9 protein-coding genes are annotated in these 17292 nt (G+C 64.3%); 4 read left to right on the forward strand and 5 right to left on the reverse strand.

Annotated features, from left to right (window positions below):
- Positions 1–55: 55 nt before the first annotated feature.
- Together pflA and AB5Y53_RS18660 are read right to left on the reverse strand one after the other, a co-directional pair.
- Positions 56–898: a pyruvate formate lyase 1-activating protein gene (pflA, locus tag AB5Y53_RS18655; RefSeq protein ID WP_010674272.1), complete on the reverse strand. Its 843-nt coding sequence runs from the start codon at positions 896–898 to the stop codon at positions 56–58.
- Between the two features lie 75 nt (positions 899–973).
- Positions 974–3913, reverse strand: coding sequence for an EAL domain-containing protein (locus AB5Y53_RS18660; protein ID WP_368182833.1), 2940 nt, complete (start codon positions 3911–3913; stop codon positions 974–976).
- 134 nt (positions 3914–4047) lie between these two features.
- Between AB5Y53_RS18660 and AB5Y53_RS18665 the strand changes: the two genes are divergently transcribed.
- The 3 genes from AB5Y53_RS18665 (at position 4048) to pbpC (ending at position 13168) form a co-directional block, all read left to right on the forward strand.
- The gene (locus AB5Y53_RS18665) at positions 4048–5736 is read left to right on the forward strand and encodes an FAD-dependent oxidoreductase (RefSeq protein WP_368182835.1); all 1689 of its coding nucleotides are present in this window, start codon (positions 4048–4050) and stop codon (positions 5734–5736) included.
- A 177-nt stretch (positions 5737–5913) separates the two neighbouring features.
- Positions 5914–10758, forward strand: a complete 4845-nt coding sequence (locus tag AB5Y53_RS18670; RefSeq protein ID WP_368182836.1) for an alpha-2-macroglobulin — start codon at positions 5914–5916, stop codon at positions 10756–10758.
- A 10-nt stretch (positions 10759–10768) separates the two neighbouring features.
- Positions 10769–13168 carry a penicillin-binding protein 1C gene (gene pbpC, locus AB5Y53_RS18675; RefSeq protein ID WP_368182838.1) on the forward strand — a complete coding sequence of 800 codons (2400 nt, stop codon included), beginning with the start codon at positions 10769–10771 and terminating at the stop codon, positions 13166–13168.
- 88 nt (positions 13169–13256) lie between these two features.
- Here the strand turns inward: pbpC and AB5Y53_RS18680 are convergent, their stop codons facing one another.
- Entirely contained in the window at positions 13257–14216 is a 960-nt protein-coding gene (locus AB5Y53_RS18680; RefSeq protein ID WP_368182839.1) for a hypothetical protein, read from the reverse strand.
- A gap of 164 nt (positions 14217–14380) precedes the next feature.
- Here AB5Y53_RS18680 and thiI point away from each other — a divergent pair, with 164 nt between their 5' ends.
- The gene (gene thiI / locus AB5Y53_RS18685; RefSeq protein WP_039038656.1) at positions 14381–15829 is read left to right on the forward strand and encodes a tRNA uracil 4-sulfurtransferase ThiI; all 1449 of its coding nucleotides are present in this window, start codon (positions 14381–14383) and stop codon (positions 15827–15829) included.
- Between the two features lie 75 nt (positions 15830–15904).
- Here the strand turns inward: thiI and AB5Y53_RS18690 are convergent, their stop codons facing one another.
- Positions 15905–16297, reverse strand: coding sequence for a hypothetical protein (locus tag AB5Y53_RS18690; RefSeq protein ID WP_039038657.1), 393 nt, complete (start codon positions 16295–16297; stop codon positions 15905–15907).
- Between the two features lie 101 nt (positions 16298–16398).
- Positions 16399–17031, reverse strand: coding sequence for a trimeric intracellular cation channel family protein (locus AB5Y53_RS18695; RefSeq protein ID WP_010674287.1), 633 nt, complete (start codon positions 17029–17031; stop codon positions 16399–16401).
- Positions 17032–17292: the final 261 nt, after the last annotated feature.

Genomic DNA, 17292 nt, shown 5'->3' on the forward strand with positions numbered 1-17292 from the left:
TGGCGAACGCCAGCGCAATGAAAAGAGGCCGCCCTCTGCCGGGCGGCCTCCTGTCTCAATACTTCACGTTGGGGTGATACTTGCCAAGGATGCCCTGGACCCTGTCCATGGTCTCCTTGCTGGGGGGCTTGATGCCGACCAGATCATAGGTATCTCCCAGCACGTCCCACTTGTGCTTGCCAAGTTCGTGGTAGGGCAGCAGCTCCACCTTCTCGACGCACTCCCCCAGCTCGGCGATGAACTGGCCTAGTCCTTCTGCGCTCTCGTCATCGTCGGACCAGGTGGGTACCACCACGTAGCGGATCCACATGGTCTGACCGCGGGAGGCCAGGTAGCGGGCGAACTCCAGGGTGTATTTGTTGCTGACGTGGGTGAGGGGAATGTGCTTCTCGTCGTTGATCTGCTTGATGTCGAGCAGCACCAGATCGGTGTTGTCCAGCACCCGGTCGAGCAGCTCGTCGTAGTGACGCACGAAACCGTTGGTGTCGAGGCAGGTGTGGATCCCCTGGGCCTTGCAGGCGGTGAACAGTTCGGCGATGAACTCCTGCTGCAGCATGGCCTCGCCGCCGGAGGCGGTCACGCCACCGCCGGAGGCATTCATGAAGTGGCGATAGCTGGTGAGATCCTTCATCAGCTCGGGCACGGTGACCTCGCGGCCGCCCTGGGTGTCCCAGGTGTCCCGGTTGTGACAATACTTGCAGCGCATCAGGCAGCCCTGCATGAACACGATGAAGCGGATGCCGGGGCCGTCGACGGTCCCGCAGGTCTCGACGGAGTGGATCCGGCCAATGATGTCGGTAGTGCCGGTGTCGCTGGCTTCAACGGTCGGGATCCGCTGCGTGCCGGGGGTGGCAGGTCCCTTGGATTCAACGGCGGGGATCCGGTTAATGACTGACATAGACGACTCCAATGGTGCGGACAAGGTTCGAGCGGTCGTTATTTTATGACAGAAAGCCCTATAAATCCTACCAGTTTAGCCCGCAGGGGTGGCACCCAGCAGGCTCTCCAGTGCCTTGACGGGGAGCGGCCGGCTGGTGAGGAAGCCTTGATAATGCTGGCATCCCAGGGCCTTGAGCACGGCGAGCTGCTCCTCTTCCTCCACCCCTTCGGCGGTGACGGTGAAACGAAACACCCGGGCGAGATCCAGGATGGCCTTGACGATGGCCTTGTCCTGTTCGCTGTGGACCAGGGTCTGGATGAAGCTTCTGTCGAGCTTCACTTCGTCGGCGGGCAGATCCCGCAGATAGGCCAGGGACGAGTAGCCCGTGCCGAAGTCGTCGATGGAGATGAGCAGGCCGAGGGCCTTGAGCTGGCGGATCCTGGCGATGCTCTCCAGCCGGTTTTCCAGCACCACGGACTCGGTGATCTCCAGCAACAGGCGCGACGGGGGCACCCCGGTGTCCCGCAGAATGTACTCCACCTGCTGCACGAAACCGGCGGTGTGGAACTGGCGGGCGCTGACGTTGACCGACAGATGGGGGATGGCGAGACCGTTGTTGAGCCAGAAGCTGTACTGGGCGCAGGCGGTCTTCATCACCCAGTAGCCGATCTCCTGGATCAGGGTGGTCTCCTCGGCGATGGGGATGAACTCCCCGGGTGGCACCATGGTGCCGTCGGCCTTCTGCCAGCGCAGCAGCGCCTCTATGCCCGAGAGCGTGCCGTTGTCGACCCGGTATTGGGGCTGGTAGTGCAGCACCAGCTCGTTGTTGCGCAGGGCATCGCGCAGCTGGTTGTTGAGAGAAAGCTTGCTCTTCTCTTTTTCCGCCATGGCTTCACTGAAGAAGATATGGTTGCCCTGGCCCGCGCGCTTGGCCATGTGGACGGCGGTATCGGCCTGCTGCATCAGGACAAGGTGATCCTTGTCGTCATCGCTGAACAGGCTGATCCCCACGGAGGCGCTGCAGTGCAGCTTGTGATCGCCGATGTCGAAGGGGGCACGGAAGATCCCCATCAGCTCCCGGGCAAAGTGCTCCGCCAGGATCTTGGCGGTGATATAGCCCTGGCCCAGCGCCGTGAAGAGCAGGGCAAATTCGTCACCCGAAGTGCGAGCGAGCACCAGGTTCTCCTGGGGCAGGGACTTGAGTCGCACCACCACGGCCTGGAGCAGCAGATCGCCGCAGGCGTGACCGAGGGAGTCGTTGATGGACTTGAAGTTGTCCAGATCCAGCAGCAGCAGGGCCCCCCACTGGCCACTCGGGGCCTGCAGGGTGCGCTGCATGATGTCGGTCAGGCTGCGCCTGTTGTAGAGATCGCACAGGTCGTCGTAGTAGGCGAGGCGCTCGATGTGGCGGGCGGTCTCTTTCTCCTGGGTGATGTCGTGGAAGCTGCAGACGAAGTGGCTGATCTCCTCCTCGTCATCCTTGACCCCGCTCACCATGAGCCGCACCGGGAAGAGGTGTCCTTCCCTGTGCAGGCATTGTTCCTCCCCGAGCCAGTATCCCTGCCGGTTGACCGCCGCGATCACCTCCTCCTTGAGGGTGTCGCCATAGTAGGTGGGCCTCAGGGCGTCGATGTGCAGGCCCAGCATCTCCTCGCTGGCAAAGCCGGTGATGCGGCTGAAGGAGGCATTGACCTTGAGGATGATGCCCCCGTGATCCATCACCAGCAGACCGTCGTGGGTGTTGAAGGCCACTTCGGCCAGGCGCAGGGCATCGTCATTGGCCAGGCGCTGCAACTCGCTGGCGGCCCGCTCGCGCTGTTCGTAGAGGACGTCCAGCAGGGGCGCGGGATCGGCCAGGGGGGTGGCGAGCAGCAGGGTGAGCTGCCCCAGGGGGAGACCATTTGGCCCCGGGAAGGGGATGCCGACATAGGCCTTGGCGTCGAGGGCCAGCAGTTGGCTGGACTGGGGATAGCGCAGGGCCAGATCTTCCACGTAGAGGCTCTGCCCGTGCTGGAAGATCTCCCGGCCCGGGCCGATGTCCATGGGCATGGGTTTGACGACGGCGAAGGCATCCCCCTCCACCACGCAGCGGGGAATGAGCCAGAGATCCTGGCCGCGAGGCTGAAACTCGCCGATCCAGCCCCTGTGGGCACCGCTCAGGCCCATGGCCCAGCGCAGCAGGGCGCGGCAGTAATCGTTGCCGGTCAGGTTGGCAAGCCCTGGTGGGGGCGCGAGGTCTGGGGTGTCGGTCGCCACGGGGTCCGGCTGCCAGTGGCCGAGCAAACGGGCGCAATGACGCACCAGTTGCAGGGTGTCATCGCTGATGAGGGTGCTCTCGGCATACTCCAGGCTGAGCACGCCGATGAGCTTCTCCTGCTCCAGCAAGGCGCCGTCCAGGCGGGAGCAGACATTGGCATCGGCCAGATAGTAGTGCTGGCTCAACATGGGCTGGTGGGCCGCCTCCGAGAAGCTCAGGGCGCCCCGGGCGCGCAGGGCCCGGATGTAGCGGCTGTCTCCGCGAATGGCACCGAGCGCGTCCACCCCCAGGGTGAACACCGGGGTCAGCTGCTCGCCGCCAAGGGCGCCATGGGCCTGGTAGTGCCAGAGGATCAGGCGATCGGCCCCCAGGCACTCCTTGAGGCTCTCCAGCATGGCGTCATACTGCTGCTGGCTGGCCATCTGGCTCAGGCGCGGCAGTTGCAGGGACAGGCTGGCGGCGCTCTCCTGGGACTGGGTCTGCAGGCAGATGAGCCAGAAGGCGTCCTGCTCGTGGGAGAGGGAAATGTGCCAGAGGAGGGCGTCAAAGCGCAGCACCAGCTTGCCCCCCTTGCCGCTGGCCAGCCGCTGCTCGATGGGCTGGCGCAGGGCGTCCGGCAATTGGGCCGGCCAGGCACTGCGGGGCTCGTCGAGCCAGTGGAGCGGCGTCTGCATCACATCGGTCAGGGCGACCAGCCGTTGACTACGGGTATCCAGGCGGAAAAACAGGGGCGCCTGGCTGGCGGTCGGAAGATGGCTGAGCGCGGTAGACGACATGAACTGACACTATCCTGTTGAGCAATTGTCGGAGGGCAAGAATACTGCAAATCCGTGGCAAACAAAATTTCATTGAATTCTAAATTAGATAAGTCTAATTTATTGGTCATTTCCTGTTGAGTGGAGTCTTGCAGATGAAACGGATCCTGATTGTGGGTGGTGTGGCCGGGGGAGCGTCCGCCGCCGCCCGTGCCCGCCGTTTGAGCGAAGAGGCGGAGATCGTGATGTTCGAGCGGGGCGAGTTCGTGAGCTTCGCCAACTGCGGTCTGCCTTATCACATCGGGGGGGATATCCCGGATCGGGATGCCCTGCTGCTGCAGACACCGCAAAGCTTCAAGCGCCGGTTCAACGTGGATGTGCGGGTGTTTCACGACGTCATCGAGATAGACAGGGCCGGCAAGAGCCTGCTGGTACGCAACCTGCTGACCGGCGAAGAGCGGCGCGAAGCCTACGACGTGCTGCTGCTGAGCCCGGGCGCCGCCCCCATCCGGCCTCCCTTCCCCGGCATCGACAGCCCGGGGGTACACACCCTGCGGAGCATTCCCGACATGGATCGCATCCTGGCGGCGCTGGCGCACGACAAGCCCCGCCACGTCACCGTGGTGGGGGGCGGTTTCATCGGGCTGGAGATGATGGAGGCGCTGCACCAGCGCAAGCTGGATGTCACCCTGCTTGAGCTCTCCGATCAGGTGATGGCGCCGGTGGACAAGGAGATGGCCAACCTGCTCCACGCCCGCATCCGCGAAGAGGGGGTCGATCTTCGCCTGCGCACCGGCCTCGCTGCCATCGAGAGCCTGGAGGTGCCTGCCGAGAAGACTGCCGCCGTGGCGACCGCCCAGCGGGGTGGACTGCGCTTGACCCTGAGCGACGGCTCTCATCTCGACACCGGCCTGTTGATCCTCGCCATCGGCGTCAAGCCCGAGACTCTGCTCGCCGCCAAGGCGGGGCTGGTGCTGGGACCGCGGGGCGGCATCAAGGTGGATGCGGGCATGCGCACCTCGGATCCCTTCATCTTCGCGGTGGGGGACGCGGTGGAGGAGACCGATTTTGTCACCGGCGAGTCCGTGCTGATCCCGCTGGCGGGCCCGGCCAACCGGCAGGGGCGCATTGCTGCCGACAACATGCTGGGTCGAGCCGAAACCTACAAGAAAACGCAAGGGACCGCCATCTGCAAGCTGTTCGATCTGGCGGTGGCGAGCACGGGGCTGAACGAGAAGCGGCTGGTGCAGCTGGGGCTGCCGTTCGAGAAGGTCTATGTCCACCCGGGCAGCCACGCCGGCTACTACCCCGGTGCCCACCCGGTCAGCCTCAAGCTGCTGTTTGCCCCCGATGGCAAGATTTACGGCGCCCAGGCCATCGGCAAGGATGGCATCGACAAGCGCATCGACGTGCTGGCGGTGGCCCAGCGTGCCGGGCTCACCGTGTTCGATCTGCAGGATCTGGAGCTCACCTATGCGCCGCCCTTTGGCTCTGCCAAGGATGTGATCAACATGGCCGGGTTCGTGGCGAGCAACCATCTGAAGGGGGACACCCTGCTCTGCCACGCAGCCGAGGTGCAGGCTCGCCACCCCCATCAGCAGGTGGTGGATGTGCGAAACGGCCCCGAACTCGACAAGCTGGGGCGCATTCCGGGGGCGCTGCACATTCCTCTGGACGAGCTGCGCAGCCGTCTTGATGAGTTGCCCAAGGATAAAGAGCTGCTCATCAGCTGCCAGGTGGGACTGCGGGGACACGTGGCCTGCCGCCTGCTGAGCCAGCACGGTTTTCGGGTCAAGAACCTCTCCGGCGGTTTCAAGACCTGGCAGACGGTGATCGCCGAGTAGATCCTCCAGGCTGAAATGGCCCGATTGATCACTCTGTATGCAAACGGGCCACTCCAGTGAGTGGCCCGTTTCTTCATCAGGGGCCGATGCCGCCCGATATGGCAGTTGGTGTTCCCGGGAGCGACGCTTTATTCTATTGGCTCCTGCGCTGCGGCGATCCAACCCGGGATGAACACCATGCACCTCTCTCTCTCCTGCCCCGTGACTCGTCTTCCCCGTGTGGCCTGGCTGGCGGCGCTGCTGCTGGCCGGTTGCAGCCCCGACAAACCTGCCAGCCAGGTGCCGACGACTGACCCGATGGCCCGGCAGGAGGCGGGGGCGCCCGCCTCCGTGGTGCAGGCCAATGCCCGCCAGTATCGGGATGCCCCGGCGCTGGCGCTGGTCTTCTCCGGCCCCTTGGTGCCCAAGGCCAATTGGCAGAGCTGGCTTTCTGTCAGTGAAGGGGGCAAGCAGGTGCAGGGGGAGTGGATCCTCGCCGACGATGGTCGCACCCTCTATTTCCCGAACGTTCAGCCCGACAAGCGCTACGAGGTGAGCCTCAAGGCTGGGCTGGGCCCATCCCCCCAGCGCTGGACCCTCAAGACCCGGCCGCTGGAGGCGGGGGCGTCGTTTACCGCGAGCGGCATGGTGTTGCCGCTGCGCGACGAGCTGCGCCTGCCCATCAGCGCGGTCAATGTGGACGAGGTCAATATCGACTTCTTCCGGGTCGATGCGGAGTATCTGCCCCGTTTCCTGGCCGAGTATCGCCCAGGTGCCGGCATGGGCAACTGGGAGCTTGAACAGATCACCAAGCGGGCCAAGCGGGTGTTCAGCGGCCGCTATGCGCTGGAGCTCGATGCCAACCGGCGCGAGACCCGCCTTATCAATGTGAAGGAGCCGCAGCTGGCGGAGGCTGGCGTCTACTTTGCGGTGATGTCCCCCCTTGGCAACTACGACTGGCGCAAGGAGACCACCTACTTTGCGGTGAGCGACATGGGGCTCAGTGCTCGCCGTTACCGCGATGAGCTGGAGGTGTTCGTGAGCTCCCTGGCCAGCGCCGACCCCCTCAAGGATGTGCAGCTCTCCCTGCTCGACCAGAAGGGCAACCGGCTGCAGGTGCAAACCACCGACCCCCAAGGTCATCGCCGCTTCGATCAGGTGCTGGGGGCTCGCCTGCTGCTGGCCGAGCAGGGCAAGCATCTGGCGGTGCTGCGCCTCGATGGCGCGGCCCTCGATCTCTCCACCTTCGATCTCGGCACCCAGCCCTGGCAGGCCCAGCAGCTCTATCTGTTCAGCGGACGCGATCTCTATCGCCCCGGCGAGCGGCTCGACAGCGAGATCCTGCTAAAAGGGCAGGATGGCCAGCTGCTGCCGGGCATGGCGGTGGAGCTGGAGGTGAAACAGCCGGACGGCCAGCTGCTCGAACACAAACGGCTGCTGCCGGACAATCTTGGCGCGGCCCACTACGGCCTGCGTCTGCCGGATGATGCGCCGCTCGGACGCTGGACCATCAACCTCAAGACTGCCGCCGGCAGCCGTTTCGAGTGGCCTTTCCTGGTGGAGGAGTTTCTGCCGGAGCGGCTGAAACTGCAGCTTGGCAAGGGGCAGGATGGGGAAGTGACGAGTCTGGACGCCGCCCTCACTCTGCCACTGCAAGGGGACTATCTCTACGGCGCACCTGCGAGTGCCACCAAGGCGAAGGCGGAGGTGAAGTTAAGCCGCGCCACCATGCCCTTTACCCAGTGGCAGGAGTTCACGCTGGGTGACGTACTGCTCGCCGAGCAGGCCAAGGATCTCGAGCCGCTGAATCTCACCCTGGATGCGCAGGGGCAGGGGACTTTTTCGCTTGCTGATGAGCTCGATGGGGTGCGCGCCCTCGGGCCGCTGGAGGTGGCTTATCGGGTGTCGCTCTCCGAGCCCGGTGGCCGCGCCGTCAATCGCAGCCGCACCCAGTATGGCTGGCCCGCGGGCAGCCAGTGGCCGGCGCTCAAGGCCGATTTCGTAGCGGAGCGGGTAGAGGGGGGCAAGCCGCTCCCCTTCCAGATCCTCAACCTCGATGAGCAAGGCCAGCCGGTGGCGGGGGCGGTGAAGGTGCGCCTTATCAACGAGTACCGCGACTACTACTGGCACTACGCCGATGGCGAGGGGTGGAAGTACGAATTCAACAGCCAGCCCTATCTGGAGCAGGAGCAGACCCTGCAGCTGGATGGCAAGGGGCCGACCCCGCTCACGCTGCAACTGGCGGCGGGCTGGTATCGATTGGAAGTGGAGAACAGTCAGGGCCATCAATCCAGCCTGCGGGTAGAGATCGGCAGCTACGCCTGGGGCGGCGGTGGGGAGCAGGCACGGCCTGACAAGATCGCCATCACCCTCGACAAGCGCGCCTATCAGGCCGGGGAGAAGGCCAAAGTGACCCTGGTGGCCCCGCGCCCCGGCAAGGGGTTGCTGATGGTGGAAGATGGCGACGGCCTGCGCTGGTGGCAGCGCATCGAGCTCAAGGGGGCCGGCGGCGATGCCAAGGATGCCCGCGGCGAGTTCGAGATCCCGGTCAGCCCCGAGTGGCAGCGCCATGACCTGCATATCTCGGCCCAGATCGCCGCGCCAGACAGTGACTCAAAGCCGGTGAGCCAAAAGAGTGTGCAGAGCCTGCGCTCGGTCGGGCTGGTGCCGTTCACCCTGGATCGGGAAGCGCGCCGTCTGCCGCTCACCCTGAGCGCGCCGGACAAAGCGGTGCCGCTCACCCGGCTGGAAGTGACCGCGACCTCCACCCCCAACAGTCAGGGCCGCGTGGTGCTGGCGGCGGTGGATCGGGGTGTGCTCAACATCAGCGATTATCAACCCCTCGACCCGTTCGAGATCTTCTTTGGTCGCAAGCGCTTCGCCCAGGATTTGTTCGACAACTACGGCCAAGTGATCCCGCCGCAAGATGGCAAGCTGGCTCGCCTCAACTACGGGGGGGACCGGGCGCCGCTGAAAAAGGGCGGCGCGCTGGAGAGCCGGGTCGAGATCGCCGCGCTCTGGAGCGGCGAGGTGAGTTTTGATGAGCAGGGCAAGGCGGTGATCCCGCTCGACCTGCCCAACTTCAACGGCGAGCTGGCGCTGATGGCGCTGGCGTGGAACGAACAGCAGGTCGGTGAGGCCGAGCGCGCCGTCAAGGTGGTGGCGCCGCTGGTGGCAGAGATAGGCTGGCCGCGCTTTGGCGCCAGAGGAGATGAGACCCGGGCGCTGGTGCAGCTGCGCAACATGAGCGGTGAGGATCAGACCCTCTCCCTTGTCTGGACCCTGAACGGTGGGCTCAAGGCAAACGGCGAACTGCCCGGCACCCTGTCCCTTAAAAACGGCGAGGAGCAGTGGTTGACCCTGCCGCTCACCGTGACCGGAGCAAGCGGCGTGGCAAGCCTGCAGTTGGCGGCCAGCGGCAAGGATTTTGCCATCAGCCGCGACTGGTCTCTGCCGCTGCGCTCCCCCTGGCCGGCCGAGACTCGCCAGCGCTACCAGATGCTGGCCCCCGGCCAGCAGATGAGCTTTGCGCCAGCTGAGCTGGCCGGTCTGGATCGCGCCAATCTGCAGGGGCTGCTCAGCCTCTCCGGCACTCCCCCCTGGGATCCGGCAGCCCAGTGGCAGGCGCTGGCCGACTACCCCTATGCCTGTCTGGAGCAGACCTTGTCCCGTGCCTGGCCTTACTTGCTGACCACGGCGGATGAGCGCATCGCCTGGCACAAACCCGCAGAGGGCAAGAAAGCGGCGAGCGAGGCGGATGTGCAACGCGCCCTGCTGCAACGGCTGCAGCGGTTGCAACTGCCAAGCGGTGGCTTTGGTCTGTGGGATGGTCGCTCCGACGAGGAGCAGTGGCTCACCGCCTATGCCGCCGACTATCTGCTGGCGCGCAAGGAGGCGGGCGATACCGTGCCGGAGGCAATGCTCAATCAGGCTTTGAACCGGCTGCAAAGCTATCTCACCGACAGCCAGTATGGTGAGCGCTGGAGCAGTGCCCCCGAGCACAGCCGGCTGGCCTATCAGGCTTACAGTGCCTATGTGCTGGCCCGGGTGGGCAAGGCGCCGCTCGCTACCCTGCGCCTTGTCTGGGAGCAGCAGGCCGATCACGCCCGCTCCGGTTTGCCGCTCTTGCACCTCTCCCTGGCCCTCTCGGCCATGGGGGATGAGCAGAACGCCGCCAAGGCCCTCAGCCGGGCATTGGCGACCGAGCGCGGGGACGATTACCTCGGGGATTACGGCTCGCCGCTGCGCGATCAGGCCCTTGAGCTTTCGTTGTTGCGCCAGCACAAGCTGGCTGCGGAGCGCTGGCCGGCCCTCAGTGCCAAGGTGGCCGATACCCTGGCCCATCGTCAGTGGCTCAGCACTCAGGAGCGGCTCGCCCTGTTGCGACTCGCCCGCGTCGATCCGGCCGTCGACTGGCAGGCCAGGGTGACCTCCTCTCTTGGCAGTGGATCCCTGAGCGGTTCGGCTCCGCTGCAGCAGGGCACCCCCGAGGCACTGGCGGCGAGCACCGTCACCAACGAGGGCAAGGGCTCCCTCTATGTGCAGCGCACCCTGGTCGGTTACCCCGAGCAGGCGCCAGCACGGATCAGCAAAGGGATGAGCGTGACCCGCAGCTGGTTCAACAGCGACGGTCAGCGTTTTGACCCGACCAAGGTGAAGGTCGGCGATCTGGTGGTAGTGCGGCTCAATGTCAGCAGTGAATCGGCGGTGCCCGATGCCCTGCTGGTGGAGATGGTGCCCGCCGGCTTCGAGCTGGAGAATCCGGCCCTTGGCAACAGCATCAAGCTGGAAGAGCTCTCCATCGAGGGGAAACCGGCGTGGCAGAGCGAGTGGAACGATTATCTCAAGCATCAGGAGTTTCGCGATGACCGCTACACGGCGGCGCTGGATCTGAGTGCCGGGAGCAACCAGCAACTGGTCTACCTGATGCGGGCGGTGACGCCGGGTCGCTATCAGGTGCCGCCGACCCTGGTGGAGGATATGTACCGCCCCGAGCTGCGTGCCGTGGGTGAGGATATCCACGAGGTAACTATCTCTGAGTAGCTGGCGCTTGATGAGTCGCAGACGCCCTCCGAGTAACGTCCCCTCCCTTGAGCGGGTTCGCCCGCTCACTTTCTGGCAGCGTGGCTGGCTGAAATTGGGTCGCACTGGCCACGCTGGCTTGCGTTGGCTTGGTGGCCTGCCACGTTGGCTGCGCTTTTCGGTGCTGGGTGTTGTAGCACTGCTCCTGTCATTGCTGGCGCTGGATCGTATTTTCCCGCCGCCGCCGCTCGACCCTGCCTACGCACGGGTGGTGCTCGACATGAAGGGGCGACCGCTGCGCGCCTTTGCCGATACCAGCGGCGTGTGGCGTTACCCCGTGACCCTGGAGCAGGTCTCCCCCCGCTATATCGAGGCGCTGCTGGGCTACGAGGATCGCTACTTTTGGCTCCATCCCGGGGTCAATCCGGTGGCCATGGTGCGCGGGGTCTGGCAGTGGCTGCGCTATGGGCGCGCCGTGTCGGGGGGCTCGACCCTCACCATGCAGGTGGCACGCCTTATCGAGCCCTACCACAGAAGCGTGCCCGGCAAGTTGCGCCAGATGGCCCGTGCGCTGCAGCTGGAGTGGCACCATGACAAGCGCACCTTGCTTACCGTCTACCTCAACCGGGCGCCGTTTGGTGGCAATCTGGAGGGGGTGCAGGCGGCAAGTTTTGCCTACCTTGGCAAGAGTGCGGCCAAGCTGACCTATGCCGAGGCAGCGCTCTTGGCGGTGCTGCCCCAGGCTCCCAGCCGCAACCGGCCGGACAGGCATCCCGAGCGGGCCCGCACCGCCCGTGACAAGGTGATGCAGCGGCTGGTGGCGCAAGGTGTCTGGCCAGAACAGGTTTGGCTGGAGGGGCGCATCGAGCCTGTGCTGGCCCGCGGTCACTTCACGCCGATGGAGGCGCCGCTCTTTGCCCGCCTCGCCGCCGACCATCAGGCCGGGGCCCTGGTGCACACCACCATCGACGGGGATCTGCAGCGCTGGTTGGAGGGGCGGGTGGCGAGCTATATCCGTCGCTTCCCCGAGCAGACCTCAGCGGCGTTGCTCCTGGTCGACAACAGAACCATGGCGGTGCGCGCCTATGTGGGCAGCGCCGAGTATGGCAATCTGCGCCGCCACGGTTACCTCGACATGGTACAGGCGATCCGCTCTCCCGGCTCTACGCTCAAGCCCTTCATCTACGGTCTGGCCATGGACGAGGGGTTGGTGCACTCGGCCTCCCTGCTCTCCGATGCACCGAGACTGGGGTCTGATTATCGCCCCGCCAACTTCTCCGGCGCCTTTCAGGGGCCGGTGACCCTGGCCCAGGCGCTGCAGCAATCCCTCAACGTGCCGGCGGTGCAGGTGCTGGAGGCGCTGGGGCCGGACAAACTGGTCAGCCGTCTCGACAACGCCGGGGTGAGGCTGGCCCTTTCCGACAAGCCCAATCCGGCCATTGCGCTCGGGGCGGCGGGCATTCGGCTCGAGCAGCTGGTGGCGCTCTACAGCGCACTGACCCGGCAGGGGCAGGTGGCGATGCCGGTCTGGCTGGCGGGGCAGCAGGTGGTGTCACGCCCCTTGCTGAGCCCGGGGGCCGCCTGGATCATCTGGCAGATATTGAGCGCCCAGGGGCGCGCGGATCAGCCCTTTGCCAGTGAGGCGACCGGCCGGGTCAACCGACTGGCCTGGAAGACCGGCACCAGCTATGGCTATCGCGACAGCTGGGCCATGGGGGTCTCCGGTCGCTGGACTATCGGCGTCTGGTTGGGGCGCCCCGACGGCACTCCCATGCCCGGTTTCTACGGCCAGAGCGCGGCGGTGCCGCTGCTGCTCTCGGTCTACTCGCGATTGGCTGACAACAGCCCCCTGCCAGCACAACCCAACACGGTGAGCGAAGCGGAGATCTGCTGGCCCCTGGGGCGCAAGACGAGCGGGACCCTGCCTGAGGCCTGTTTGCAGCATCAGAGCGCCTGGCTGCTGGAAGGGCGCGACCCTCCCACCTTGCCGGACCCCATGGATTGGCCCTCGCCGCTGCGCCAGGTTGCATTGACCGCCGCGGGCAAGCCGACGCTGACCCGCTGCCCCGATGTGGCACAATCCGCTTTTAGAGCGCTCTGGCCGCTGTCGCTGGAGCCGTGGCGCTCACCGGGCGAGCGGCGTCAGGCGCTGCTTGCCAGGGGCTGCGCGGGGGAGGGGCAGAGCGCCGAGCAGCAGGCCCCCATCCGCATCCTGGCGCTGGGGGAGGGCAACCTTATCCGCAGTCAGCGCTATCGGTTGCAGCCCAGGGTGCTGGGCGGTGTCGGCAAGCCGGCCTGGTTTCTCAACGGCCAGCGGCTGCGCTGGGACGGGGATCAAGTAGTGAGCAAGGCGGGCCGCTATCAGCTGGTGGTGGTGGATGAGGCGGGAAACAGCGATCGCATCGAGTTTCGGCTGGAAAACCCCTCCTGAGGGCGTGGTGAGCGCCAGAATATTGACGGCATCGGGGATGGTCCCGATGCCGTCAGTTGATTGTCGATTCCCCGGCAGAGACGGGGAGTCAGGGCTTGACCTGCCCCAGCCGGGTGAAGAAATGCCGGCTCTTGCGCTGGTGGAAGTGGCTCTTCTTGATGGAGTGAAACACCAGCTTGATGTCCGGATGGCTTGCCTTGAGGCGATGGATCATCGCCATGGCCGGTAAGCCAGTACTGACGAGCGTGGTGAGCGGCAGGGTGACGGTCTCGGGTCCCAGCAAGGGTGTGAACCCCTGCTGGGCCTGCTCGAAGCGGGTCAACACGGCGGGTTCGGCGTAGCCGCTGCCCAGCATGGCGAGCAGGGCATCGAGGGACTGATGGAACTCGGCGAGCTGCTGACGAAAGCCGCTTCGCCCCCGCAGGGCAATGAGCTCTGCAAACGGGATGTCGGCCAGGTGAGTGGGCACTTGCAGCGGGATCTCGAGGTGGAAGCAATCCTGACCGCCGCGATTGTGGTAGCGGGATTCAAGCAGGTGCAGCAGCCGGTCCAGATAGTCGTGATCCGTGATGAGGGCGCCGTCATTGGCGAGTGCCCACTCACGGGCGAGGCGCATGGAGAGCAGGTTGGCAAAGCGGCGCGCCATTCTGATCCCCCCTTCATCCTGCGTCGCAAAGCCGTGGGCCAGACAAAACCCGTGCAGCCGCTCCAGTCCCGCCTGAGCCGGGCAGAAGCAGTCGTGGTTGGGGGCTGAACGCCAGCGGGCGATGAGCTCCCTGTTGCCAAATACCTTGTGGCGGACAAAATCGGGGGCGACCAGGCCGGCAATCTGGCTCTCGACCTGGGGCGTGATATGGGCGAAGAAGGCGGGTTGTGGCGGCTCGGCCAGCAGGTCGGTTTGCTGGCGCAGGGTCTCCAGCAGAGCAGTGAGACCGCTCTTCTCACTGACGGTGAAGACGAAGGCGAGCCGCTCCAGATAGAGCAGGGCAAACTTGAGCCAGAGCTCGTCGCGTACCTCCATGCCGGGGTAGTAGATATGGGTTTTCATGGATGCTGTGTTGCCAGGATGCAGGGGTGGGAATATACGCATGATTGCCCGGATGCGGCAAACTTTGCGTGGGGGAATGTGAGCGGCCGCTCATGCAGTAGGCGCTGGTCACAAAGTTCTGATATAATTCGCGCCCTTAAATCAAGGCCACCCGAGTCATTACCATGAAGTTCATTATCAAGCTGTTCCCTGAAATCACCATCAAGAGCAAGTCGGTTCGCCAGCGCTTCATCAAGATCCTGCAGGGCAACATCCGCAATGTCCTGCGCCGCTTCGACGACGATGCCCGGGTGCGGATGGATTGGGACAAGCTGATCGTGAGCTCCCGCAATGACCAGTTCCGCGAGCAGGCCATCGAAGCCCTGGCCTGCATCCCCGGCATTCAGGCCTTCCTCGAGGTGCAGGCCAGCAAGTTTACTGACCTGCACGACATCTTCGAGCAGGTGAAAGCCGTCTGGGGTGATCAGCTCGAGGGCAAGACCTTCTGCGTGCGTGCCAAGCGCCACGGCAAGCACGAATTCTCCTCGCTGGAGATTGAACGCTACGTGGGCGGCGGTCTGAACCAGCACTGCGTGAGCAACGGCGTGCGCCTCAAGAACCCGGATGTGAAGATCAACCTCGAGATTGATGGCGAGGAGCTTTTCATCGTCAGCGCCATCCACCAGGGGCTGAGCGGTATGCCCATCGCCACCCAGGAAGATGTGCTGAGCTTGCTCTCCGGCGGGTTTGACTCGGGTGTCGCCTCCTTCCAGTTCATCAAGCGCGGCTGCCGGGTGCACTACTGCTTCTTCAATCTGGGTGGGGCGGCTCACGAGATCGGCGTCAAGCAGGTGGCCTATCACCTGTGGAACCGTTTCGGCTCCTCCCACCGGGTGCGCTTCACCGCGGTGGACTTCGAGCCCGTGGTGGCCGAGATCCTCGAGAAGATCGACAACGGCCAGATGGGGGTGGTGCTCAAGCGGATGATGATGCGTGCCGCAGCCAAGGTGGCCGACGAGTTCCAGATCCCGGCCCTGGTGACTGGCGAGTGCGTTGGCCAGGTTTCCAGCCAGACCCTCACCAATCTGAACGTCATCGACCGGGTGACCGACAAGGTGATCCTGCGCCCGCTCATCACCTGGGACAAGCCGGACATCATCAGCGAAGCCCGCCGCATCGGCACCCTGGAGTTCGCGGAGACCATGCCGGAGTATTGCGGCGTGATTTCCAAGAAGCCGACCGTGAAGGCCGAGCTCTCCCGCATCGAGGCGGAAGAGGAGAACTTCGACTTTGCCATTCTGGACAAGGTGGTGGCCGAGGCCCGTTACCTCGACATTCGTCGCATCGGTGAAGAGACCGCCGCCGAGGTGCAGGAGGTGGAGACCACCGCCGAGAGCGGTGACGACGAGGTGATCCTGGACATTCGCTCCATGGAGGAGCATGACGACAAGCCGCTGGTGGTGGAAGGGCGCGAGATCATGCATATCCCCTTCTTCAAGCTGGCCACCGCCTTTGGTGATCTGCCGAAAGAGAAGACCTACCTGCTCTATTGCGATCGCGGCGTGATGAGCAAGCTGCAGGCGCTTTACCTGAAAGAGAAGGGCTTTGCCAACGTCAAGGTCTACCGTCCGTGATGTGACGGCAAGACGCGTATAAAAAATCCGGCCAAGGCGCCGGATTTTTTATTTCACTCGGATGAAGGTAGATGCTCAGGGGCAGGGGACCGGGGTGAAGGTTTCCTGACCCTGACAGCGCCAGCCCATCTCGGCCTGACGCATCTGCCACAGGTTGTTGCTGCGAAACAGGGTCAGGATGTAGAGCATGTCGCTACGCTGGCCATCAAGGGCCACCGAGAGCACCAGATCGTTGTCCAGCTGTTGAGCATGGATACGGGTGGGTACATCTTTATGGCCGACGAAGCGGCGAGCCACTTCGCGATAGTCGTTGACCCAGCCTTGCTGACTGCTGCTCGCCTGACGGATCTGCTGGTTGAACTGCTGCACCGGGGTGGATGCCAGACGCCCGAACAGGGCCTGTGCCCCCGCATGAGCCGCTGCCACCATCATCAGAACAAGCGTGGTAATGAGCCCAAGTTTTTGCATGAGGTTTTCCGGCTTGAAACGACCCCTGTATGACAACAGAAAAGCCGGCTTGGTTCAATCTTGTCCCTGCCGGGATGGGATCTCGCCCACTCTGAGGCTTCTCAGTTGCGCTGCAGCGAGAAGGTGGGCAGGGAGAGGTGCCAGTAGATGGCCGCCACCCGCAGACCAAACACCCCGAGCATGCTGATGAGCATGGCGCTGACCCTGTCTACCCCGACCTCCAGCGACAAGGTATAGAGGATGCCGCCCAGAATGCAGGCGGTGGCGTAGATCTCCTTTTGCAGCACCATGGGCACTTCCCGGGCCAGCACGTCCCTTATCATGCCCCCAGCGACCCCTGTCATGGTGCCCATCAATACGGCGATAAGCCCAGATGTACCAAAGTTGAGGGCTTTTTGTGCCCCGATCACGGTAAAGAGCGCCAACCCGAAGGCGTCCGCCACCGGCAGCACGTACCAGGGCATGCGGCGGGGCAGTTTGACCATCCACATGCCGATGAGCGCCGTGGTAATGACCACCCAGATATAGAGGGGGTCGCGTACCCAGAAGACCGGGGTTGCCCCCAGGATCATGTCGCGGATGGTGCCACCCCCGATGGCGGTAACCGCCGCCAGCACCATGACACCGAAACCATCCATCCTGAGACGGCCGGCCACCAGTACGCCCGAAAACGCGAATACCGCAGTACCAAACATGTCGCTGATGTAAACAATCTGCTCAACCAGTGTCTGCATGGAGAACAACTCACGTCCAATAGATGATGGGGCGGCGATTTTAGGGGCAAGGTGTGGGGATGAGCAATGCTGGCGTGCAAAAGTGGGAGCCAGCGCCGGTTTCTGAAGGCTGGGTGAAGATCACGCTCCCGCCTTGTCTGATGCGGGCTGTGGCCACTATGGCCCGGGGGGCAGGCAGTCAGGTGACAAAAAATCCCGATTTTTTTCTCAAGGGAAGGGAATAGAGGCCGATATATAGGTTAGGCGGCGATTACTGCCAGA

The sequence above is a fragment of the Aeromonas sp. R7-5 genome, from assembly GCF_040908015.1.
GTDB classification, from domain to species: Bacteria; Pseudomonadota; Gammaproteobacteria; order Enterobacterales; family Aeromonadaceae; genus Aeromonas; species Aeromonas caviae.